This window comes from Rugosimonospora africana, from assembly GCF_016862975.1.
Classification (GTDB): Bacteria; Actinomycetota; Actinomycetes; order Mycobacteriales; family Micromonosporaceae; genus Rugosimonospora; species Rugosimonospora africana.
This window is the reverse complement of the sequence record NZ_BONZ01000064.1, coordinates 1-22,771: the sequence shown is the minus strand read 5'-3', so window position 1 is coordinate 22,771 and position 22,771 is coordinate 1. Positions and strand designations below refer to the sequence as shown.

At 70.1% G+C, this 22,771-nt stretch carries 17 protein-coding genes; 6 read left to right on the top strand and 11 right to left on the bottom strand.

Going from position 1 to position 22,771, the window contains the following annotated elements; all coding sequences use genetic code 11:
* Window positions 1–27: 27 nt before the first annotated feature.
* Complete coding sequence (tilS, locus tag Raf01_RS31550; protein ID WP_203921715.1) at window positions 28–1,008, top strand: tRNA lysidine(34) synthetase TilS; 981 nt, start codon at window positions 28–30, stop codon at window positions 1,006–1,008.
* A 52-nt stretch (window positions 1,009–1,060) separates the two neighbouring features.
* Window positions 1,061–2,680: a gamma-glutamyltransferase family protein gene (locus tag Raf01_RS31545; RefSeq protein WP_203921714.1), complete on the top strand. Its 1,620-nt coding sequence runs from the start codon at window positions 1,061–1,063 to the stop codon at window positions 2,678–2,680.
* Between the two features lie 358 nt (window positions 2,681–3,038).
* Here the strand turns inward: Raf01_RS31545 and Raf01_RS31540 are convergent, their stop codons facing one another.
* Entirely contained in the window at window positions 3,039–4,004 is a 966-nt protein-coding gene (locus Raf01_RS31540; RefSeq protein ID WP_203921713.1) for a GlxA family transcriptional regulator, read from the bottom strand.
* A gap of 606 nt (window positions 4,005–4,610) precedes the next feature.
* Between Raf01_RS31540 and hpt the strand changes: the two genes are divergently transcribed.
* The 3 genes from hpt to folE all read left to right on the top strand — a co-directional run bounded on the left by hpt (window position 4,611) and on the right by folE (window position 8,100).
* Window positions 4,611–5,183, top strand: a complete 573-nt coding sequence (gene hpt / locus Raf01_RS31535; protein ID WP_203921790.1) for a hypoxanthine phosphoribosyltransferase — start codon at window positions 4,611–4,613, stop codon at window positions 5,181–5,183.
* Between the two features lie 239 nt (window positions 5,184–5,422).
* A complete protein-coding gene (gene ftsH, locus Raf01_RS31530) occupies window positions 5,423–7,426 on the top strand; it encodes an ATP-dependent zinc metalloprotease FtsH (protein WP_203921712.1) in 2,004 nt (667 codons plus the stop codon).
* A gap of 59 nt (window positions 7,427–7,485) precedes the next feature.
* Window positions 7,486–8,100 carry a GTP cyclohydrolase I FolE gene (gene folE, locus Raf01_RS31525; protein WP_203921789.1) on the top strand — a complete coding sequence of 205 codons (615 nt, stop codon included), beginning with the start codon at window positions 7,486–7,488 and terminating at the stop codon, window positions 8,098–8,100.
* A gap of 73 nt (window positions 8,101–8,173) precedes the next feature.
* Here the strand turns inward: folE and Raf01_RS31520 are convergent, their stop codons facing one another.
* The 3 genes from Raf01_RS31520 to Raf01_RS31510 form a co-directional block, all read right to left on the bottom strand.
* Entirely contained in the window at window positions 8,174–9,334 is a 1,161-nt protein-coding gene (locus Raf01_RS31520; RefSeq protein WP_203921711.1) for a hypothetical protein, read from the bottom strand.
* 202 nt (window positions 9,335–9,536) lie between these two features.
* Window positions 9,537–10,685: a hypothetical protein gene (locus tag Raf01_RS31515; protein WP_203921710.1), complete on the bottom strand. Its 1,149-nt coding sequence runs from the start codon at window positions 10,683–10,685 to the stop codon at window positions 9,537–9,539.
* Window positions 10,682–13,159, bottom strand: coding sequence for an FtsK/SpoIIIE domain-containing protein (locus Raf01_RS31510; protein ID WP_203921709.1), 2,478 nt, complete (start codon window positions 13,157–13,159; stop codon window positions 10,682–10,684). Before Raf01_RS31510 ends, Raf01_RS31515 begins: the two co-directional genes overlap by 4 nt.
* Before the next feature lie 333 nt (window positions 13,160–13,492).
* On the opposite strand from Raf01_RS31510, the gene Raf01_RS31505 reads away from it, so the two are divergent.
* Window positions 13,493–13,984, top strand: coding sequence for a hypothetical protein (locus Raf01_RS31505; protein ID WP_203921708.1), 492 nt, complete (start codon window positions 13,493–13,495; stop codon window positions 13,982–13,984).
* A 3-nt stretch (window positions 13,985–13,987) separates the two neighbouring features.
* Here Raf01_RS31505 and Raf01_RS31500 read toward each other — a convergent pair whose 3' ends face one another.
* From Raf01_RS31500 to Raf01_RS31470, 7 genes are read right to left on the bottom strand one after another with little or no spacing between them, the layout of a single operon-like run.
* On the bottom strand, window positions 13,988–14,563 hold the full coding sequence (locus Raf01_RS31500) for a hypothetical protein (protein ID WP_203921707.1): 576 nt from the start codon (window positions 14,561–14,563) through the stop codon (window positions 13,988–13,990).
* Window positions 14,564–14,565: 2 nt separating this feature from the next.
* A complete protein-coding gene (locus Raf01_RS31495) occupies window positions 14,566–15,675 on the bottom strand; it encodes a M23 family metallopeptidase (protein ID WP_203921706.1) in 1,110 nt (369 codons plus the stop codon).
* Window positions 15,672–16,202: a hypothetical protein gene (locus Raf01_RS31490; RefSeq protein ID WP_203921705.1), complete on the bottom strand. Its 531-nt coding sequence runs from the start codon at window positions 16,200–16,202 to the stop codon at window positions 15,672–15,674. Before Raf01_RS31490 ends, Raf01_RS31495 begins: the two co-directional genes overlap by 4 nt.
* Before the next feature lie 6 nt (window positions 16,203–16,208).
* Entirely contained in the window at window positions 16,209–18,113 is a 1,905-nt protein-coding gene (locus Raf01_RS31485) for a DMT family transporter (protein ID WP_239134083.1), read from the bottom strand.
* Window positions 18,113–21,481 (bottom strand): ATP-binding protein, encoded by a 3,369-nt coding sequence (locus Raf01_RS31480; RefSeq protein WP_203921704.1) that lies wholly within the window; start codon window positions 21,479–21,481, stop codon window positions 18,113–18,115. The genes Raf01_RS31485 and Raf01_RS31480 overlap by 1 nt, the downstream gene beginning before the upstream one ends.
* The gene (locus tag Raf01_RS31475; protein WP_203921703.1) at window positions 21,478–21,855 is read right to left on the bottom strand and encodes a hypothetical protein; all 378 of its coding nucleotides are present in this window, start codon (window positions 21,853–21,855) and stop codon (window positions 21,478–21,480) included. Before Raf01_RS31475 ends, Raf01_RS31480 begins: the two co-directional genes overlap by 4 nt.
* Window positions 21,856–21,862: 7 nt before the next feature.
* The gene (locus Raf01_RS31470; protein ID WP_308442676.1) at window positions 21,863–22,186 is read right to left on the bottom strand and encodes a hypothetical protein; all 324 of its coding nucleotides are present in this window, start codon (window positions 22,184–22,186) and stop codon (window positions 21,863–21,865) included.
* Window positions 22,187–22,771: the final 585 nt, after the last annotated feature.

The window sequence follows — 22,771 nt, the reverse complement described above, 5'->3', positions numbered from 1 at the left end:
GCCCGACCGCGTGACGGTTTTTCGCTGATGGCCCCGTTGCCGCCCGCGGTGGCCGCCTGCCGGCTGGCCGTCCGGGAATCGCTTGCCGGATGGGAAGCCGGTGGCCTGGTGCTTGCCGCCTGCTCGGGTGGCTCGGACTCGCTCGCGCTGGCCGCCGCGCTGGCGTTCGTCGCGCCACGGGCCGGCCTGCGGGCCGGTCTGGTCACCGTCGATCATGGGCTACAGCCCGGCTCGGCGGAGCGGGCGGCCGAGGTCGCTGAGTGGGGCGACCGGGCCGGGCTGACGCCGGCCGTGGTGGCGCAGGTGACGGTGCGCCGAGCCGGCGGTCCCGAGGCGGCCGCCCGGACGGCCCGGTACCAGGCGCTGGCCGAGGTGGCGGCCCGGGTGTCGGCGACCGCCGTCCTGCTCGGGCACACCCGGGACGACCAGGCGGAGACGGTACTGCTGGCACTGACCAGGGGCGGCGGCCCACGGGGGATCGCGGGCATGCCGCAGCGGCGGATCATGCACGGCGTGACCTTCGTCCGGCCGTTCCTCGACGTGTCCCGGGCGCAGACCCGGGCAGCCTGTGCCGATCTCGGACTCAAGCCGTGGGAGGACCCGCACAACGCCGACCCGGCGTACACCCGTTCGCGGCTACGCGCGGCCATGCCGGTACTGGTCGACACGCTCGGCCCGGACATCGTGGACAACCTCGCCCGTACCGCCCGGTTGGTCGCCGCCGACGTCGAGGCACTGGACGCGCTCGCCGCCTCGGCCGGCACCGCCGCCGCCAATCCGGACGGTTCGCTGGACGTACCCTCGCTGGCCGGGCTGCCGTCGGCCGTGCGTACCCGGGTACTGCGCGGGTACGCCCTCCGGCTGGGCGTCCCCGGCGCGGCGTTGTCCGCCGCGCACATCGACGCGCTCGATGCCCTGGTCATGAACTGGCACGGCCAGGGGCCGGTGGCGCTGCCCGGGGGGATTCTGGTCGGGCGCGGCGCCGGCCGGTTGGCGTCGCCTCCATAACATTTCGGCATCCGCCTGGCGGATCTTGAGGGTCGGCGAGTGAAATGGTCCCGTGCCGGAACCGACCCTTACCCGCAAGCCCCTGTACGCACCCCGAGGCGCGGTCGCCACCAGCCAGCCGCTGGCCGCTGCCGCCGGACTCGCCGCACTCCGTCGCGGCGGAAACGCGGTCGACGCGGCGCTGGCGACCGCCATCACGCTGACGGTCGTGCAGCCGGGCTCCAACGACATCGGCGGCGACCTCTTCGCGATCGTCTGGGACGGCTCCCAGCTGCACGGGCTCAACGCTTCCGGCCGGTCGCCGGCGGCGCTGACCCTCGACCGGGCCCGGGACGCCGCGATGGCGCCGACCGGCGGCGGATTGGGCGGCGCCCAGGGCACGGTGGACCGGGCGATGCCGCTGCGCGGGTGGCTGCCGGTGACCGTACCCGGCGCGCCGGGCGGCTGGCGGGACCTGCACGCCCGGTTCGGGGCGCTGCCGTTCGAAGACCTGTTCACGGACGCGATCGGGTACGCGGCGGGCGGATACCCGGTGTCCCGGACGGTGGCGCAGAGCTGGGCTCGCGCGATCCAGCAGTGGCGCACGTTCTCCGGGCCGGAGTACGCCGAGTGGGGCCGGGTGTTCACCATCGACGGCCGCGCACCCGAGCCCGGCGAGATGTGGCGCAACCCGGACGCGGCGCGGACGCTCCGGCTCATCGCGGAGTCCGGGTCGGAAGACTTCTACCGGGGCTCGATCGCGAGCGAGCTGGCCGGGTTCGCGGCTCAGACCGGTGGGCTGTTGACTGCCGATGACCTGGCGAAGCACGCCTCGGACTGGGTGGAGCCGATCCGCGCGAGCTACCGCGGGTACGACGTCTGGGAGTTGCCGCCCAACGGCCAGGGCGTGGCCGCGCTGATGGCGCTGAACATCCTGGACGGCCTGGACGTGGCCTCGGCGAGTGCCGAGCAGCGCACCCACTGGCAGATCGAGGCGATGAAGCTGGCCTTCGCCGACGCGCACGCCTACGTGGCCGACCCGGCCGCCGGGCCGGTGCCGCTGGACGGGATGCTCGACCCGGAGTATGCACGGGCCCGCCGCCAGCTGATCGGCGACACGGCCGGCGATCCGGGTCCGGGCGACCCGGCCAAGGGCGGCACGGTGTATCTCTGCGCGGCCGACTCGGACGGCATGATGGTCAGCCTGATCCAGTCCAACTACATGGGGTTCGGCTCGTACGTGGTCGCGCCGGGCACCGGGTTCGGACTCCAGAACCGGGGCGCCGGGTTCGCGTTGGCGCCGGGGCATCCCAATGTGGTGGCTCCCGGGAAGCGGCCGTTCCACACCATCATCCCGGGGTTCCTCACCCGCAACGGGCAGCCGGTCGGCCCGTTCGGCGTGATGGGTGGCCACATGCAGCCGCAGGGACACGTTCAGGTGATCATGTCTACTGTGGACGATGGGCTGGATCCACAGGCCGCGCTGGACGCGCCCCGCTGGTACTGGCACGCCGGGCGGAACGTCCGGGTGGAGCCCGGTGTCGACGCGGACGCGCTGCGCCGGCGCGGGCACCAGGTCACTGTCGAGGATTCGAGCGTGTACGGGTACGGGCAGGCGATCTGGCGGATGCCCGGGGGCGGTTACGTGGCCGGCTCGGAGCCCCGCGCGGACGGCTGCGCCGTCGGGTACTGATCGGGCCAGGCCCTGTCCTGTCGATCTTGTCGAGCCGAGGCGAGGTCCAGACGTCGATCCGTCCTCCGGCCGCCAGCGGCGCCGAGGGACATCGGACCGCCAGCTGCGGCGAGGGACATCGGACCGCCAGCTGCGGCGAGGGACATCGGACCGCCAGCGGTCCGGGGTTGGCTGGCGAGGCGCCGCGGTCAAGCGGTCCGGGGTTGGCTGGCGAGGCGCCGCGGTCAAGCGGCCGGGGAACTTCGCAGGCGGGGCTCGCAGGATGTCTGGATACCGGTGTTGTATCCAGACATCCGAGAACGCAGCCGGTCGGCGGCTGGACCCGCCGCAGGCCGGCAGATGATTGGCAGGGCAGGGCCTACTGAACGGCTGCGGCCCGGTCCCGGAAGGTGGACCGGTAGGCGTGCGGCGTCGCGCCGATCCGACGGCTGAAGTGGTGCCGCAGCATCGCCGCGTCGCCGAAGCCGGCACGGGTGGCGACCGCGTCGACCCCGAGATCGGTCTCCTCCAGCAGCCGCCGGGCCAGCAGGATGCGCTGACCGGTCACCCAGTCGTGCGGCGTGGTGCCAGTCTCCGCGCGGAAACGGCGGGCGAAGGTCCGCGGCGCCATGTGTGCCCGGCGTGCCAGCGACTCCACGTCGACCGGCTCGTCGAGGTGGGTCAACAACCAGGTGAGCAGTGGCTGGAGGGTGGCGCAGTCGGGCGCCTTGGGCAGCGGCGCCTCCACGTACTGCGCCTGGCCGCCGTCGCGGTGCGGTGGGACGACCATCCGCCGGGCTAGCTTGGTGGCCACCTCGGAGCCGTGCACGCTGCGGACGAGGTGCAGGCAGAGGTCGATCCCGGCGGCGGTGCCCGCGCTCGTCAGCACCTGCCCGTCGTCGACGTACAGGGAGTTGAGTTCGACGATCGCGGCCGGGAAGCGCCGGCTCAGTTCCTCGGCGTACTGCCAGTGGGTGGTGCACCGGTGTCCGTCGAGCAGCCCTGCCTCGCCGAGCAGGAACGCGCCGGAGCACACGCTCAGCACCCGGGCGCCCCGGTCGGCCGCCGCGCGCAGCGCCTCGATCATCGGCTCCGGGGCCCTGGTGTTCAGCGAGTGCGCGGGAACCGCGATCAGGTCCGCGTCGGCGAGCGGTGTGAGGTCCGCGCTCGGCATGATCTGGTAACCCGACTTGGTGGTCACCGGGCCGCCGTCGACGGTGCAGACGTCGAACTTGTATCCGGGGAACCCGTCCACGGTCCGGTCCGTGCCGAAGACCTCACAGATCACGCCCACCTCGAACGGCGCAACCTGGTCGAGAGCCACCATCGCGACCTTGTCGATCATATCCATGAGGATAACACGCCGGTGGCAGCAAATTGATGCCAAGTGGCTTTTCTGCCACTGACGGCCCCGGCTGCGGGGCTGCATATTAGTACCAGTTCTTCGCGGTTGGCTCTCGTGACCGGGGTGCCGATGGCGGAGATTCGACTCAGTCCGGTGCGCACCGGCGGTAGCAAGCAACGCCACTCATGGAGAGGTGTACCGCCGTCATGGAACTGTTTCTGCTCGCTCTTGTCATCTTGCTGGCCATCGCAGGCGCGTTACGGTGGACCGCGGACAGTCGGGACTACGCCGACTGGCGGCCCTCCGATGGCGGCTTCCGCCGTTCGCCGCGGGAGGGCTGACCCGGCGCCGGGCGCCCGGGTCTCAGGGAGTCCGGCCGGTCGCGGTTTCCCCCGGCCGGCCACTGTCCACACCCGCTCACCCGCTCACCCGACTTCCCGGATGGGCTACCCGGTCTCGGCCGGGGAGGCCGCGCGGGCCCCGCTGTGCACGGGGCCCGCGCGGCCGTGATCTTTGAGTCGGTGATCTCCGAGTACGTGCCGACACGCGGAGTGGAAAGGCGTACCCGGCCGTCCCGCGCTGATCGTCATGCGGCAGGCTGTGGGCATGGACCAGGGCAGCTCGTACGACGCGGACATCGACCGTGTGATCGTTTCTGAGGAACAGATCCGCGACAAGACGGTGGAGTTGGCGAAGCAGGTCGCCGAGGACTACCGGCGGGTCGACGGCGTCCTGCTGGTGGGCGTACTCAAGGGCGCTGTCATGTTCATGGCCGACTTCGCGCGGGCGATGGGGCGCAACGGCCGCTCGGTCGAGATGGAGTTCATGGCCGTCTCCTCGTACGGGCAGCGGTCCACCTCGTCGGGTGTCGTGCGCATCCTCAAGGACCTGGACCGGGACATCGCCGGGCGGCACGTGATCGTGGTCGAGGACATCGTGGACTCCGGCCTGACTCTCTCCTGGCTGCTGAAGTACCTGGCCAGCCGGTCGGCCGCCTCGGTGGAGGTGGTGGCGCTGCTGCGCAAGCCGGATGCCATCAAAGTGAATATTCCGGTCAAGTACGTCGGATTCGACATTCCGAACGAGTTTGTGGTCGGGTATGGGCTGGACTTCGCCGAGCGGTACCGGGAACTGCCCTACGTCGGCGTGCTGAAGCCCTCGGTGTACGCCCGAGCCTGAGATCAGGCTGAGATTCGCCGCATAAGATATTCCGTTTTGTCGCCATTGCGGGCTCAGTGCCGGATGCCGTAGCCCAACGGTCCGAGCCACGGTGTACCGTCGAATAACCGAGGCGGAAGGTTCCGGATCGGCTGCGTGTTCCGGGAAAAACCGGGCACGGTCCGGCCGGTCTCCCATAGCCCCGGTAGGCAGCGGTCTCATGATCTGGAGGGGCTGGGCGCACAGCGCTCGACAACACCATGGAAAGAACCCGTTTCTTCCGCCGGCCGTGGGTCTGGCTGGTCCTCGTGATCATTGGTGCGATCGCCCTGAGCACGCTCTTTAGCGGCGGAGCGTCCTACACCAAGGTCAGCACTTCGGATGTCGTCAGCCAGATCGGTAGCGGCAACGTCTCCAAGGTCCTCATCGAGGACAAGGAGCAGACCGTCGATCTTGATCTGCGGCACAAGGAAAACTTCAACAACACGTCCACGGACAAGATCCAGGCGCAATTCCCCGCGCTCGTCATGAATGAGATCTACAACGATGTCAATCAGGCGAAGTCGCAGAAGAAGATCGACAGCTTCGACACGAAGGTCAGCAAGGACAGCGTCCTGCTGAGCGTTCTGGTCAACCTGCTTCCGATCGCGGTCCTGGTGATCCTCCTGCTGCTGTTCATGTCGCAGATGCAGGGCGGTGGCTCGCGAGTCCTCAACTTCGGCAAGTCCAAGGCGAAACTCGTCGCCAAGGACACCCCGAAGACCACGTTCGCCGACGTGGCGGGCGCGGACGAGGCGGTCGAAGAGCTGCATGAGATCAAGGACTTCCTCCAGAACCCCGGCAAGTACCAGGCTCTCGGTGCCAAGATCCCGAAGGGCGTCCTGCTGTTCGGCCCGCCCGGTACCGGTAAGACGCTGTTGGCCCGCGCGGTCGCCGGCGAGGCGGGGGTGCCGTTCTACTCGATCTCCGGCTCCGACTTCGTCGAGATGTTCGTCGGTGTCGGTGCCTCCCGGGTGCGTGACCTGTTCGAGCAGGCCAAGGCGAACGCGCCGGCGATCGTCTTCGTCGACGAGATCGACGCGGTCGGCCGGCACCGTGGCGCCGGCCTGGGCGGCGGGCACGACGAGCGCGAGCAGACGCTCAACCAGTTGCTGGTCGAGATGGACGGCTTCGACACCAAGGGTGGCGTGATCCTGATCGCGGCGACCAACCGGCCCGACATCCTGGACCCGGCGCTGCTGCGGCCGGGCCGGTTCGACCGGCAGATCGCGGTGGACACGCCGGACATGGAGGGCCGCAAGGCGATCCTCCGGGTGCACGCCAAGGGCAAGCCGTTCACGCCCGACGTCGACCTCGACGCGGTGGCGCGGCGCACGCCGGGCTTCACCGGTGCCGACCTGGCCAACGTGATCAATGAGGCGGCGCTGCTGACCGCACGCAACGACAAACGGGCGATCAGCAACGACTTCCTCGAGGAGTCGATTGACCGGGTCATCGCCGGCCCCGAGCGACGTACCCGCGCGATGAGCGACAACGAAAAGAAGATCACCGCGTACCACGAGGGTGGCCATGCCCTGGTCGCCTGGGCGCTGCCCCACTCGGCGCCGGTACACAAGGTGACCATCCTTCCGCGTGGCCGCTCGCTCGGGCACACCCTGGTGCTGCCGACCGAGGACAAGTACACCCAGACCCGCGCCGAGATGGTCGACACCCTCGCGTACGCGCTGGGTGGCCGGGCGGCCGAGGAACTGGTCTTCCACGAGCCGACCACGGGTGCCGGCAACGACATCGAGAAGGCGACCGCGATCGCCCGCGCGATGATCACCGAGTACGGCATGAGTTCCAAGCTTGGCGCGGTCAAGTACGGCCAGAACGACAACGAGCCGTTCCTGGGCCGGACGATGGGCCACCAGCGCGACTACTCCGACGCGATCGCCGCCGAGATCGACGGCGAGGTGCGGACGCTGATCGAGCTGGCTCACGACGAGGCGTGGGAGATCCTGGTCGAGTACCGCGACGTGCTCGACAACCTCGTGCTGGAGCTGATCGAGAAGGAGACAATCTCCCAGGCGGACATGGCCCGGATCGCTGCCCGAGTCGTCAAGCGGCCGCCGATGGCGCCGTACAACGGCTTCGGCAAGCGCCAGCCCTCCGACCTGCCGCCGGTGCTCACGCCGTCGGAGAAGGACCGGCTCAAGGCGCAGGCGGAGGCCGACGGTGCGGAGGCGCGGGTCGGCGGCTCGGGCGCGGACGGCAACCACTGACCGGCCCGGACGTCGATTCGGCAACCGAACCGGACGACCCCAGCGACGAACTGGACTACCTGGCCGCCCGCCTGATCAGCGGGCGGCTGGGTGGCCGGCCGCTGGAACAGGCCGTCGACCTCAAGCGCATCGAGGCCGCCGTGCGGGAGATCCTGATCGCCATCGGCGAGGACCCCGATCGCGACGGCCTCGTACGTACTCCGACCAGGGTGGCGCACGCCTACGCCGAACTTTTCGCCGGACTCCGGGTGGACCCCGGCCAGGTGCTCGCGACCTCGTTCGAGGCGGATCACGAAGAGCTGGTGCTGGTCAGGGACATCGAGGTGTTCAGCCTGTGCGAGCATCATCTGCTGCCCTTCCACGGCGTCGCCCACATCGGATACATCCCCGGGGTGGACGGGAGGATCACCGGTCTGTCCAAGCTGGGCCGGCTGGTCGACGTGTTCGCCCGCCGGCCTCAGGTGCAGGAACGGCTCACGGTCCAGATCGCCGACCTGCTGAGCGAGCGGTTGGAGCCGCGCGGCGTGATCGTGGTCCTCGAATGTGAGCACATGTGCATGGCGATGCGCGGCATCCACAAGGTCGGCTCTCGAACGGTCACCTCGGCCGTGCGCGGGCTCTTCCAGGACGACGCGAAGTCTCGCGCCGAGGCGATGAGCCTCATCATCCGGTAGCGGCCCGGACTGTCTGCGCAGCGGACGCCTCCGACGATCGTCGCCGCATTTCGCGCATTCACATGCCGCGCACTCACTCGGCTCGGGCAGAGCTTCGGAACGGCAGGGTCGGCACCGAGGGCACGAGAGCAGGCACCGGGTGGCGATTGGTCAGCAGCCCGAACCCGCTGAGCCCGCTGTCGGCCGAGTCCATCGTCGCGGTGGCCATCTCCCGTGCCTTGCTGACGAGCCTGACGACCTCGCGGATCTTCTCCGCCACCCGCACGAGGTCTGAGACCTCCGTGACCACCTCGAACGGCTCGATGGCACCGCCGGTCACCGGCTCGAGCGCCTTCTCGATCATGTTGTCCAGCACCAGGGTCAGGATCGATGCCACCGCCTCAGCCTGCAGGTATACGCCCTCGGCGACCTGGCGGTAGGTGGTGGCGGTCTGGTGCAGGGGACCGATCGCGGCGTTCAACTCGACGGTGAACCTGCCCAAGCTCTGGGCGCAGGTCTCCGCGGCGTTGCCGGTCCATACCCGATCGATCGTGTGCCCGCCCGTGGTGACGCAACGGACGGTGTCGTCGATCGCGCCGGCGATGTTGTCGTATACGTCCGCGCAGGTCAGGAACCCGGCCCAGTCGCCGCACAGTGGCTCGACCGCCTCCGCGAGCACGTCGTAGGGACGATCCAGCACGCCGAACTTGGCGGCGAGCCCGGTGACCTTCCAGATCGCCTCCCGACCCCAGCTCGTCGGGCTGAACGTGTCGAAGAAACTGAACCGGTAGGGGTGGTCGGCCCGGTGATCCGGCGGCTGCCGATACCGCGCGCTGGGGCACACCGGGTCGGCGAAGACCTGGGGCCCGAGGGTCGAGTCGGCCCGCGCGCCGGCCGTCGACCCGGACGCGCCGAACGGAGCGGTCGGGCACTGCTGGTCGACGCTCGGTGCCGGCATGGCGGCATCGGTGCGGGCCGCCGCGGCCCGGTCGCTGTGCACGTAGAGCGAGTTGGCCTCGACGACGGCGGTCGAGCAGGGACCGGCGAAACCCTCGGCCGCCGCCGCCAGGAACGCGTCGATCTCGTCCACGATCCGCTGATGGGTGCCGTGGATCGCATTGAGAACCCCGACGTTGAAGACGGAGAAGTGGGCATTGCCCTTGAGGTAGCTCCGCCCGGACTCGTAGTCCTGCCAACGACGGTCCAACATCTCCACCAGACCGGTCAGTGCGGTGCTGTTGACGCTGAACTCCACGGTCGCCCCCTCGGTTCGACGGATGCGTCCATGAGACGCGGGTGCGGACGGGCTCGGCAACGCCTCATCGAGAGCTGTGGATAATTTCCGGCAAAGCGGACGGCGCCGTCCTGAATGCCGGGACGGCTTAGCGATACCGGGGAGGGCTCAGCGATACCGGGACGGCAGCGATACCGAGACGGCTCAGCAAGACCGGGGCGGCTCAGCGCAGCAGGGCGGCCGTGCCGAGCCCGGCGCAGAGCACGATGACCGGCGCGAGGCTGATCGCGGCGCCCAGCAGCGGGGTTCGGTCGACCCGACCCGAGGCGGATCCGCCCACGACCGGCCCGAGATCGACCCGGTCCGGGACGGCGCCCGCGACCGGCCCGGGATCGGCTCGGTCACGGACGGCACCGACCGACGCGGGATCGGCGACGCCAGGACGGACGGCGCCTGGATCACCGGCGCCCGGGTCGCCGGCGCCGGCGCCGTTAGCAAGGTTGGAGACGCCGGGTTCGAGGCCGGGAACGTCGGTGCCGGCGCCTGGGGCCTGGCGATCGGCTGGGGTCTGGTGATCGGCCCCGGCGCGAGGACCGCCCAGGGCCCGGGCGCGCAGAACCCGGCCGGGTTCCCGCAGGGCCCGGACCGGAACGTGGCGGATCACCCGAGAGGCGCCGAGCAGCACCCGGGGCTTGCCGGCAAGCCGACCGGGCCGCCACCGAGGGCCGGCGAAGAGCAGTCCGATGAGCAGCCAGGAGAGCCCGAACCCGACGAGCGGCAGGACCGCCCCGGCGGCGGTCGCGACCATCGACACGACCGTGTCTTCGAGGGTTCCGAAGAGGGTGAGCTGGACGGCCAGTACCACCACCGCGAAGGAGCCGTAGACCAGGGCGTTGCGCCGTACCGGGGGTCGGTTTCCGGCAAGACCCGGGCGATCGAGCCCGGACAGGATCGCGTCGGCCGCGTCGAGGTCGGCGTTCGCGGCGCGCAGCGCCCGCACGCTCGCGGCGGCTCCGGCATCGGTACCGGTGGTCGCCGCGTCGGGCACCGTGTCCGCGCCGGCCGCCGTCACGGCTCCGACCCCACCGTCGGCTGCGGAGCCGGCCCTGACTCCGGGCCCGGCCGCCGTCACGGATCCCGATCCGGGCGCCGCCTCGGGATCGCTCAGGACATCGGCGGACAGCGCGAGGCCGGACGTCCCGGCAAGGGCCAGCAGAAGGACCCGCTGCTGGTCGAGACGTTGCCGTACCGTCGCCAGGTCCTCTCGGGCCGCTTGTGCCGTCGCGGTTCCCGCATCCGTCGCTGACGCGGCCCCTCTGCGTACCGCATCCAACCGCTGCGTCGCGGCCAGGTAGTCGTCCCAGTCGCTCATGCCGGCCGCCCCGGTTGCGCGAACGGGATGATGACCTCGGTTCGGCCGGTGTCCCGGTCGTGCAGCAAGGCCCGGTTCGGCCGGGGCTGCCAGCCGAGGTTGGGGTCACCGAGCAGCACCGCGGCGTCCGCGGCCGGCACGTTGAGCAGTGCCAGCCCGGCGACGTCCGCGGGGGCTGCCTGCCCGCCGGTGTCCTCGGCGAACCGGCGCAGCCCGCGCCACCAGCCGAACACGTGAATCCCGCGTTTCGGCCCGTTCCGCAGGACGTCGGGTAGGTCCGGCACGGCCTGTCCGGGCGCACTGTCCAGCCCGAATCCGAACAGGTACCCGTCCCGCTCCGGGCACTGCGGGGAGGTGCTGACAGTCACCTGGTGCCCAGCCTCGGTGAGGTCGGCCGTGAGTCGGCTGGTCAGCGGCTCGACGGCGGCGACGAACGGGGCGATGACGAAGTGCGCGGTGCCCGGCCGGTGCTGCGCGGCGAGCGAGCGGGCGGCGGCGTCGAGCAGGTCGGCGCCGAGTTCGCTCGGCCCCAGGACCGCGAGGTGCCGGCCCGGCGTGTCCTCGAGCGGAAAGTCCGCCAGGGACAGCGGGACGTCTATCCGCCGGCCGAGGTACACGCTTCTGACCGTGGTCACGGGCAGTACGGCCGGCAGCTGCGCGCGGGTTCCGGCGCGGAACACCCAGGGCGATCGGTCGTCGGGCCGCTTCTCCCAGAGTTTGTAGCGCACGGTCGCCGGTATCTCGGGCTCCGCGTACGGGTCGGGGAACTCCACCCGCCGCTCGTGCGCCCGCGACGCGCCGGCCGGCCCGCCGAGTCCACCGGCCGTGTTGACGATCGCCTCACCGAGCCCGAGCTGGTCCGCCGCCTGATTGAGCGGGTCGAGGGCATCCGAGCCGCCGGGCAGGGCGATCCGCACCGGGAACTGGCCGGCGCCGGCGTCCCGCTTCGCGTACAGCGACTCCACGGTCCGGGCGCTCTCACTGGCCAGGACCAGATGGATCCCGTAGCTGCGCCCCCTGCGCACCAGCGACTCCACCAGCGCGAAACACTCCCGGGCGAGCGCGTCGTTGCCTCGCAGGAGCGCCGGGAACTCGTCGATCACGCAGACGATCCGGGGCAGCTCGGTCCCCTTGCGCAGGTCCGCGAACCGGTCGACCCCGGCGTCCTCGCAGCGGCCGGCCCGGTCGGCCAGCTCGGTCTCGAGTTCACGCAACACCGCCCTGCCGTAGTCCCGGTCGGCCTCGACGCAGACCGCCCGCGCATGCGGCAGCCAACTCGGCTCACCGCCGGTCGGCACGAACTCCTCGAACCCGGCACCGCCGGAGAAATCAAGCAGGTACAGGGTGAGCTGGTCGGGGCCGTACCGAGTGGACAGTCCGTAGAGGACGTTGACGATGAACGTTGTCTTCCCGGACTTTTCCCGGCCACCGACCATCCAATGTGGAGTGAGGTCAGACAGTCGAAGGGTGAGCGGGTTGCCGCCGGCCCGTCCGATGATCACCGCGAGTCCGTCGGCGGAACTTTCCTGCCAGAGCTGATCGGGCAGCAGCTCGGTCAGCGCCGGGCCGCCCGACTCGGTGTGCGCCGCGATCCGCTCGCACACCGAGCGCACGATCGCCGCTGGCGGGTCGGGGTCGGGTACGACCGGCACGTCGAGTGAGCCGCTGGCCCCGAAGCTGCCCCCGGGCGGATCGGTGACTAGCGGGTACCGGCGGCGCAGCGAGACCAGGGTGCGGTACGGCAGCGGCGGCGCCCCGGCCGGCCATCCGGCGACGATCAGCTGCAGACCGGTACCGGGAGCCTGCTCCGCCAGGGCGGCGATCCGGGCCAGGTCGGAATCGTCGACCGAACCGGGCAGGGACGCGATGACCAGGAGCAGCGCGTACCGGCGGCTTGGCTGCCGTACCCACTGCTCCGCCTCGCTCAGCACGGCCCGAAGCCCGACGTCGTTGATCGCCGGTTCGCGCATCAGACCGGCCGGAATGAGCGCCTGAAACGCGACGAGCGCGGTACCTGACCGGTCGATCGCACGCACCCGCACAGTCCCGGCCGGATGGGCGGCCACCAGCCGCAGCAGGACGCTGCGAAGCAGGCCGATCGCCCGATCGTCGGCGGGTTCGGCGTCGATCGCGAGGTGACCGCCGGTCGGCACGATCACCGGGAACTCGGCGTCGTCGAGCGGCCGGGCGACGCCAATCCGCACATGGGTCGGCCGCTGCGCGCCGGCACCGGGTACGGCCGGTGGTGCCACGTCGAGTGGAGCGCCGAGCCAGCCCGGGACGAGTCGGGCGGCCGCGGATGCGAGATCCGCGACGATGCCGCGCTGCGCCGCGTCGGCGTCGACTTTCTCGGGGCACTGCCGGTCGAGGTCGCGCTCGGCGGCATCGGCGGCGGCCGTGGCCTGACGGTGCAGGGCGGCGGCGCGTTCGATGCTTGTCCGCAGCCTCGCCACCGTGCTCACCTCCTCGGGCATGAAGGTATCCCAGCTTGGCTGTGCAGGGCCCGGGTACCCGCGGCGTGTCCCGTCGATACGCTCGACCTGACAAATCCGCGAGGGTACGGGCGCCAGTGAAGTGGGCCGACGAACGCGCCGGCAAACCGGACGATCCGCTACGCTCGACGAGTGGATTCGCCACCGCCGCGGGACAATCCGGTAGAGACCGGTCACGTGGTACCGGTCCAGCGGCCGGTCGAGGCGCCACGTCCGGACGGGGCGCCGATGCCCGATCAGCCGGCGCCGGGATGGCCGGTTCCGGGCGTGCCGCCGGGCTCGTCCCCGCCGGGCCCTCTCCCTCCGATGGGTCCGTTGTCGCCGTCTGGGGGGCGCAAGCCGCGGCGCAAGAGGAACTGGCGGCTCATCTTCGCGGTGCTGGCGGGGGTACTGGCGGCGTTGTGCGCGAGCGGTTCACTGGTGGCGTACGTCTGGTACGACAAGGCGACTGCCCCGGACCGCACCACCCCGGTATTGGCGGTTCGTCAGTATGGGTCGGCCTACCTTGGCCGGCATGACGACGTACGTGCGGCGAAGTTCGCCTGCGCGGACCAGAGTGGCCTCGTCGAGGTCAAGAAGTTCCGGGATGACCTCGACGCACGGTCGAAAGCCAACAACTTCACGGTCTACGTCAACCTGGACACCGTGCGGGAGGTGTCGCGCAGCGGCGACACCGCGCACGTTGCCGTCGTGATCGTGCTCTTGGCCAGCGCGAACGGTGAGCAGTTGCGGCGAGTCGAGAACTGGGACTTCACCGCGAAGCGGCAGGACGGGTGGCGTGCCTGCGGTGCCCATCAGGTCAGCTGACGGCTACTCGATCCAGAGCAGGTAGACCGGCACCTCCATGGATCTGGGCGTCTGGCCCGTCCAGCCCCAGCGGTACCAGTCCAGCTCCGTGCTCACCCGCACGCAGATGTCGCTGGTCGCGTTCTGGTACGGCTCGGTGACCGCCCGGAGATCGCGCTGCTCGCCGGTCGGGCTGACGCGTACCACCCGCCGACCGGTCACCGACGTCATCACCCGTGCCGAGATCGGCTGCCGCCGAGGCGGCGCGTCGAGTGACACCAGCCGGTTGAACAGGTCCTTCCAGCGGGCACTGTCCTCCGGCTCGCTCTCGCCGAGGACCTCCACCCACACCCGATCGACCGGTACCAGCGGCGCGAACGTCTCCACCTGTTCCACCTCGGCGCGGTACCACTCCTGCTCTGTCAGCACCGGTATGTAGGTGCGACTGCCCTGGATCACGGCCGCGTCTGCCCGCAGGTCGCCACGCCAGCCCAGGCCCGGCTGACCGACCAGGACCCGCTTGCCGCGCAGGTCGGTGCGCCCCGCGGCAGGGACCGGCGTGAGGGTCCTGGGCTGCTTCGGAATCCAGTCGTCCGTCATGCCTAGTCTCCCAGCGGCGCGCCCTGCTCGTTCATGAACGGTACCGGGTCGATCGCGCCCGCCGCGCTGTTGTCGCCGTTGATGTGAACTTCGAAGTGGCAGTGCGGACCGGTGGAGTTGCCGGTGTCGCCCACCTGGCCGATGACGTCGCCCGCGCTGACCCGCTGACCGACCGCCACGAAAGGCTTGTGCTGCTGATGGCAGTACCGGGTGATGATGTTCCCGGCGTGCAGGATCTCCACGTACCAGCCGCAGCCCTTCACGAACAACCCGCCGTCCTTGGCGCAGCCGTAGTAGCTGCCGTCGGCCAGCGTTGCCTGGCAACGGACCACGGTGACGACGCCGTCGGCCGCGGCGTGGATGTCGGTTCCCGGAATGGCGGCGATGTCGACGCCGTTGTGGGTCGGCCGACTGGGTGTCCGGAACCCGGAGGTGATGTGTCCCTTGACCGGTACCGTCCAGCCGGATGCGGCGATTTCGCCCGGCTGGGTACAGCGCCTGCTGGTCAGGTTGCCGACCGCTCGCCCGGCGTCGTTCGCGAGCTTGTTGACCACCGCAGTGGCAAGCGGCTCGTGTTTGGCGTACGCGTCCGGATAGGCACTGCGCTGCACCTTCTGCGCGGCCACGGTCAGCGGCAATTGTTGCCAGTTTGGGATCTCGATCAACTTGGCGTAGAACTTCTTCGACGCGTACGCCGGATCCATGATCTGTTCCGGGGTCCCCCACCCCGTGCTCGGCCGCTGCTGGAACAGGCCGAGCGAGTCGTGGTCGTTGCGGGCGCCCAGATTGGGCAGGTTCTTCAGCGCCGACTCCTGCAACGCGGTCGCGATCGCGATGATCCAGCCTCGCGGTGGCACGTTCATCTGCTGGCCGACGCTGATGATTACCGCGGCGTTGTGGATCTGCGCGTCGCTGAGCGATTCGATGGACGGCAGGTTGCCACCCGGATCCAGCGCGGTGTTCGAACCGCAGGCGAGCGCGGCCGATGCTGTGTCCGATTGCATGACACCGAAGCCACCGAGGAAGAAGGCCGCCGCACTGCCACCACAACAGACGATCGCGCCGACCACGGTTACCGCGATGAGGACGATGAAACGCCGCCGCAGCCTCATGGTCGTGCCCAGTCGACGGCGTCCACCAGCCAGCGGCCGTTCGTCGCGGACAGCCCCAGAGTCAGGGTGCCGGAGTCGAGTGGGACGACGATCTGTACGAACGACTCCGAGCGGTTGACGACGGACGGGTCGCCCTTCACCGCGCTGGCCTGCACCGTCCCCGGATCGGCGCCGTCGAGTTCGGCCTTGAGTACCGGGGTCGAGTACGGTGCGATCCCGTCGGTCCACTGCTGCGAGGTCACCCCGGTGTGGTGCAGCCATGCCTGGGTGAAGCTCAGCGCGACGGTCTGCGGGTCGGCCGCGCCGGGGCTGGTGGACGGGAGCGGCGGCGACGGCGGTGAGCCGATGCCGTCATCGTCCTGCTCAGAGGTTGTCGCGGTGGGAGTGGCGATTCCTACCCGGCCCGAGCCGACGGTGGGCGGGGCGTCTCCGACCACCTTGGCGACACCGACGATGAGCGCGATGAGGACAACGAGCGAGAACGCCACCCCGTACCGGGAGCCGAGAAGCCGCAGGATGTGGCGCACGATGACTCACCCCCGGATCGGCGCGGACTCGGGTCGCTGTACGGGGTCGGCCGTCCGCGGGCCGGCGCTGTCCGGCCGGTAGACGGCGTATGCCGGCTCGCCCTCGTTCCGGTCCGGAGCCTTCCACTGGGGCGACCGGCTGGGCACTGCCTTGCCGGGCGAGCGACGGTCGTCGGGACGCCCGCCCGAGCCGCGCGCCTCCACCGGATCCTCGTGCCGGGCCTCCGGCCGGAGCGTAGTCGCCACCGTGACGTCCCGGCGCCGCCGCTCCACCGCCGACTCGACCGCCGGAGCCGCGATCCCGAGGGTCGCGGCCTGGCGAAGATCGCGGAAGAAGGTGCGGTGCCAGCTGCCCGCCGCGGCGACCTGCCCCGTCGCGTCCCGGCCACCGCCGAGTTGGGTGATCCGCCGGTACGGGCGTAGGAGCAGCCAGCCCACGATGCCGCAGAGCCAGACCAGGACGACCTGGAGCCAGGCGGGCAGCGTGGCGGTACCCATGATCAAGTCGACCGCGAACAGATAGATCGCGGCGCCGGTTCCGAAGATGATGATGTTGAAGATCGCGGCCACCACGGCATTGGCGAGTCGACGTATCCCGGTGCTGGCTGGGCGGAGCATGCCGACCGTGCCGAGGACGGGCGCGGCGATCACCGCCCACCGGAAGATGAGGAAACCGAGCAGCACGAGGACCGACGCGACGATGTCGAACATCGCGAAGAAGACTGCCGAGAGGATCGCGATGAAGCCGGCACCGACCCGATCCATCCCCTTGTTGCCCTGCAGGTACTGGTACGCGTCGGGGTCTTCAGTCTTGATCTGCCTGGCGACCTTCTCCCAACGCACCTGTTTTTCGCTGATGATCTGCTGGCGGATCTTGCCGGACGGGTCATTCTTGATGCTCTGAGCCTCGCCCCAGGTCAGCGACTTGGAGTCGTACAGGATGAAGCCGTACTTCTTGGCGGTCGTGCTGTCGGCCGAGCCAAGTTCCCCGCGCAGCCAGTTGCGGTAGAGCAGGTTCGTCACAGCTACATCGCTCGCCCGCTGAGACGGCGGCCGGTGGTCCTTGCACTGCTCGGTGTCCGGCAACGCCCCGCATATCGACGAGGGGGTGTCGTGGGTCGGTGGCCCCACGGCAGAATGCACGGTCGAGAGGCCGGAGACCAGGCTCTGATCCGCCAGGTGAGCGGAGCTCACCGGCCACCGCGCGATCGCGGTCACCGCGACCATGACGAGAATGGCCCAGCCCGCCGTCGTCATCGCGTTGTTCATGTCCGACTGGCGGGACCGCCACAGCAGGTAGAGGCCAACCACGGCGAGGGTGATCCCGCCAAACACCGTGAAGACGCTGGTGTAGACGGCCTTGGTGGCCTTGGTCACGAGGGTGTCGGCCCAGCCCCAGAGGCTCTGCGGATCCCACGCCTTGTCGCGCAGCGCGTCGGAGGCACCGATAACCCCGGTAGCGAACATGAACTCGCCGTTGGCGACGGTGTTCTCGAACTCGCTGTCCGGATTTCGAACGATGTTGACGCAGCCGCTGTCGTACGTCGAGTAGTCGTAGCCCGCGTAGCCGTAGTTGGTGAACATCCCGTCGGCGTCGCTCGGCGCGGAGTTCGGGCGAGTGGCGAACCAGCCAGCCATGCCCGAGTCCGGCGCCTCCGGCGTCGGCGCCTCCACGCACTGCGCCTCGTCCGCCGTCAGGTCCGTCAGCTTCCCCACGCAGGTGTCCCACTGCGTCGGGTTCTGCCAGTCCTGAACCGAACACTGATCCCCGAGCGAGGGTGGCGCCGCCGAGGCCGGTGCGGACGGCCAGAACAGCACTCCGGTCGCCGCGAAGAACACCGCAGCGACCGCGGCCACCAGTCGATGGCCGTACGACCGGGCCACGGGCGACCCGGTACGAGGGGTGGGCATCACGCCTCCGACTCGGTAAGGAAGTCAGGAGAGGGAACGTCCGCATGAGTGACCGGTGCCGCTGCCGGCGTCGTGTCCAGGTACGTCAGTAGATCCGGTACGTAGGACACGTCCACCCGCACCTTCTGCACCCGCCCATCCACGTCGCGCATCACGAACTCACGGAACCCGAGCCGCGACGACGATGAAGTATCCACAGTGGACAGAGTCGCCAGCGTCTGTTCGTACCCGACGTCGGTCGGTACCCGCAACAGGCGCAGCGCCTCCGCGGCCACCTCCGGGTCCTCCGCGATCCGCCCGACGAAGACCGTGGACACCAGGTTCTGCACGTCCAGCCCCAGGATGTCCTTGGGGTTCTGGGACGCGACCAGGCCCGCGATGTTCCACTTCCGGGAGTCTCTCGCCAGCCGCACCAGGAACGACCGGCCCGACCGCCAGCCCTCCATGAAGTGCGCCTCGTCCAGACCCACCAGCTTCCGGCTGGACATCGAGCCGCCGTAGCAGCGCCGTACCGCGAGTCGATGTGCGGTGTGCAGCATCGGCAGCGCGAGTGCCTCCTCGGCCGACCAGTACTCCCGCTCGATCTTCAGGTCCGGCAACCGCAGCCCGGCCATCGTGATGATGGTGAGCGCGGCGTCCGCGCCGAGCAGCGACGGCGGCGGTGAACCAAAGAACAGCAACGCCAGCGGCATCTCCGCGGTGTCCATCAACAGGTGAGCGAGTTCGCCGGCCTCGGGATTGCCCAGTGCGGCCAGGCACGCGACGACGTCGTCCAACGTGGACGATTCCTCGGCCGGTACCTCGCGGACCGCGTGCCGCAGCAGGGTCGCGGTGGCTGCCTCCCGGGCGACCTGCGGCGGTACCAGCATCGAGCAGATGTCCTGTACCAGCATGCGGCGCTCGGCCCGGGCGTTGGAGACCGCGATCTCGTACTCGCGCTCCCCGGCCGGATCGTCGGTGAAGTGCGCCCGTTCCGGCGTCGGGATCAGCGCGTACGGGGCGAGGGTGCCCTGTTCCGAACCGGTCAGGTTGAGTACCCGCGAGTACGGCGCCAGTTCCGGCATCGCCGCCAGCCTGGCCAGCGGGCCGGACGGGTCGAGCAGCGTGACCCGTACCCCACGCCGGGCGGCCAGGTAGCCGAGCGCACCCATGAGCGTGGACTTGCCACCGCCGGGCTCGGCGACGAACACCGCGAGCCCGGAGCGCTCCCGGATCTCCATCGGGAAGTGCAGGTCCAGGAAGACCGGTCGGCGCGACGTGCCGGCGGTACGGCCGATCAGATCGCCCCGGCGGTCGCCCACAGTGGACGCCGCCTGGGGAAGCGCCGCCGCCAGCAGCTTGACCGGCATCCGGCGCAGGTACCCGGTGTTCGCGATCGGCTCGCCGGGAATGAACTCGCGGGCCAGCCACTCCTGCTGCTTGGGGTGCTGCAGCGCGACCCGAAGCTCCCGGGCGTACATCTGGATGAGCCGGCGTGCCCGCTCCAGGCACTCGTCGCGGGTGCGGCCGGACACCGCGATCCGGTGCCAGCCGTGCACCCGCGAGGCGTCGGTCGGCAGCCCGGTCGTCATGTCGTCGCCGATGTGCAGCGCTCGCTGGGCGAGCCGCTCCAGTTCGGGCGGTGCGTCCATGCCGTGCTCGGCGTAGTCCGCCTGTTGTGAGCGGATCATTCGCAGCCGGTGCTCGAGGTTGCGGAACGAGTCGTTGGGCCCGAGAACGTCCACTCTGGACGAAATCTCCATCGGCCAGGGCAGCCGCTCATGGAAGTGCAGCCACGGCTCGTGGCGCTCGGGAATCTCCAGCGGCTCCATCCGGCCGACCGCCAGTACGGCGACGTGCCGCTCCTCGCCGGTCAGCCGGTTCACCAGCTTCACCGTCGAGCCGTACGGGGTCCGGTACCGCTCGATCTGCTCGGTCATGGCGAGCAGGTCGCCCTGGTGCCATTCGCCGGAGGACACCGGCGAGAGCGCGGTCGGCGGGGACATGCACAGCGCGACCGAGCGGAACAGCAACCACTCCAACTCGGTGGAGGTGACCCGCCGCCCGCGCATGCCGAAGGCGCCCAGCACCTCGTCGAACTGCTCGACCGTGCGGGCCATCCGGCGCCGCTCGGCGTCGCCCACACCACGGCCGAACACCCGGCGGATCCGTTCGGTGAACGTGTCGCCGAGCGAACGCCTGGTGAACGTGACACCGAGGAAGGTCTGGCCCTCGGCGTGGTTGACCGCGAGCAGGTGGTGCTGCGCGGCCACGAGATGGTCGGACCAGGAGGGTGCGCCGGGGATGGACGGCAGCGGCTGCGGGGTGTTCAGGTCGACGGTCCGTGCCCACTCGTCCGCCGGGAACGGCCGGGTTGTCCGGCGCAGGTGGAGCCGGAACCCGGCCAGGCCGGCGAACTGTTCGGCGATCGCCGAGAGCAGCGCCTCGCGCTCGGCGTCCGGCCGGAACGCCCAGCGGACCTCGGGCAGCGAGTACCAGGCGGTGACGCTGTTCGGAGTGAACGTCAGGTGCCCGGCGACCTCGCTGATGGCCAGTTCCTGAGCCGGGCTGCGGTCCTTCTGCTTGGGCTGGGCCGGCCGCCGTACCGGCTTCTCCGGGCGAGCCGGCTTGCGGGTGGCGGGCTGCTTGCCGGCGGAGCGCCTGGCGGGTTGCTTGGTGGGCTGCCGGCGGACGGCGGGTTCGTTGGTGCTCGGCTGCCGTACGGCCGGCTCTGTGCTGGCCGGCTGCCGGACGGCGGGCTCGGTGACGACGGGCTGCCGGACGGCCGGTGGCGTACCGAACGCCTGCCGGGCATCCGGGCGGGTATTGGCAGGGTGGCCGTTGGCCTCCCGGGGTACGGTCGGCCGGCGCGGCCGGTCCTCGGGGTATCCCGAGACAGGCCCCGCCGTGCCGTCGGCCGTCCGGTCGTCCGGCCGCACCGGGGCCGGTTGCGGTTCCACGTACGGCTGCGGCTCCACGTGCGGCTGTGACTCAAAGTGCGGCTGCGGTTCCGGGTGCGGTTGCGGCGGTACGACCGTGCCGTCCACCGTGGTCCCGAGGGCCCGTCGCGCGTTCGCCCCGAAGAGTTCGAGGAACGGTGACTCGATGTCCGGCCGGGCCGGTGGCCGGTTGCCATTGCTGGCAGCCGGGACGCCGGTCGAGTCGGCCGGGGCCGGCGGCTGGGACGGTTGCCGGACGGCCCGGGGCGACTGGAATACCGCCACCGAGCCACGCACCATCTGTACGTCCGGAGCCTCGTCCTCGACGTCGACCCGGGGCGGAAGCGAGCCGTCCTCAGGTTGGCGGGCATGCGGGATGTGGGTCACGCGGCCACCGGCGGCGCCGAGGGACGAGGTGTCGCGGTCAACCGGCCGCTCTTCGCTGGTCATGGCGCGTCCCTACCAATGATGGATTCGCTGATGCGTACCCGGGACGCGACGAGCCGGGCCTCGCGCTTTTCCACGGACGGCTCACGAGTGCTGCGCCAGTCGGTCAGCGCGGTACGGATAACCATTCGCGCCGGTCGATCCGGATCCACATGCCGGAAAATGTACGACGTGGCCACCATGGCCAGCGCGATCTCCCAGGCCGGAAACAGGTCGAAGTGCAGCGTGAACAGATAGTGCACGAACATGAACAGGGGAACCAGGAGCACGAACAGCCCGTACTGGGCGTACGGCAGCTGGAACGGCAACGTGTATCCGGGCGGGCCCAGGTAGACCAGACGGGCCCGATAGATGTCGTCGTCCGTGCGCAAGCGCATGTGTGGCCTACTTGAACGCCAGGTTGATCAGGTAGTCCCCGACGAAGAAGAGCGACACCGCGCCCGCGATGAACGCGAGGCCGATGATCGCGATCGCCGAGCTGGTCAGTACCTTGGACACCTCTCCCCGGCTGGCCCGACCGATGAAAACGATGCCGAGCGCCGCCAGCAGGATCGGTGCAATCTTGCTGGCGAAGAACGAGACGACTCCGTTGGTGTTGATTTCGGTCGGCCCCGGGGTTGGTGCGAGCTTGCCCGTCACAACGGCGAGCACGTCCGCGGCGTGTGTCGTTCGGTCCAACACCACCTGGCCGAGCTCCATGAAGATCATTTACGTCCTTCCCGAAACGCGGCCGGTACCAGGACCATCCGCGTTGTAGCCGCTCTGAAATGTCAACCGAGTGGTACCGAGGTGTAACGCTGTGTCTCCAGGCAATCGTCAGGATTATTCCTGAGCGTACGTTGGTGTCACCTCACGAACAAGCTACGAAGAGCGGGGCCAGTCTCCCTTATCGCGCGGAATACTGCTGGTCAGAGGCCATTTTCCGAGTTCGGAAAGGTGTCGGTGCGGCTGGCGCCGCAATACGGACTCTTGCCATCAATCCGGAATTGTCGGAAGTGCCCCCTCGCTCGTCCTGGTCACAGCCGGGCCGGGCCCGTCTCCGCCGGGCCCACGGGAGGCTCGGGCCGGGGTTCGGGGTCGGCGCCGGCTTTTCGTCGCGAAGGACGGTACCTGCCCGACTGTCCGATCTTCGGGCCGCCCCGGTGCGGCCCTGTCCCGCCGATCGTTCGCCGGCCTGCGGCGGGTCCAGCCGCCGACCGGCTGCGTTCTCGGACTCCTGGATACAACACCGGTATCCAGGAGTCCTGCGAGCCCTGCCTGCGAAGTTCCCCGGCCGCTTGACCGCGGCGCCCC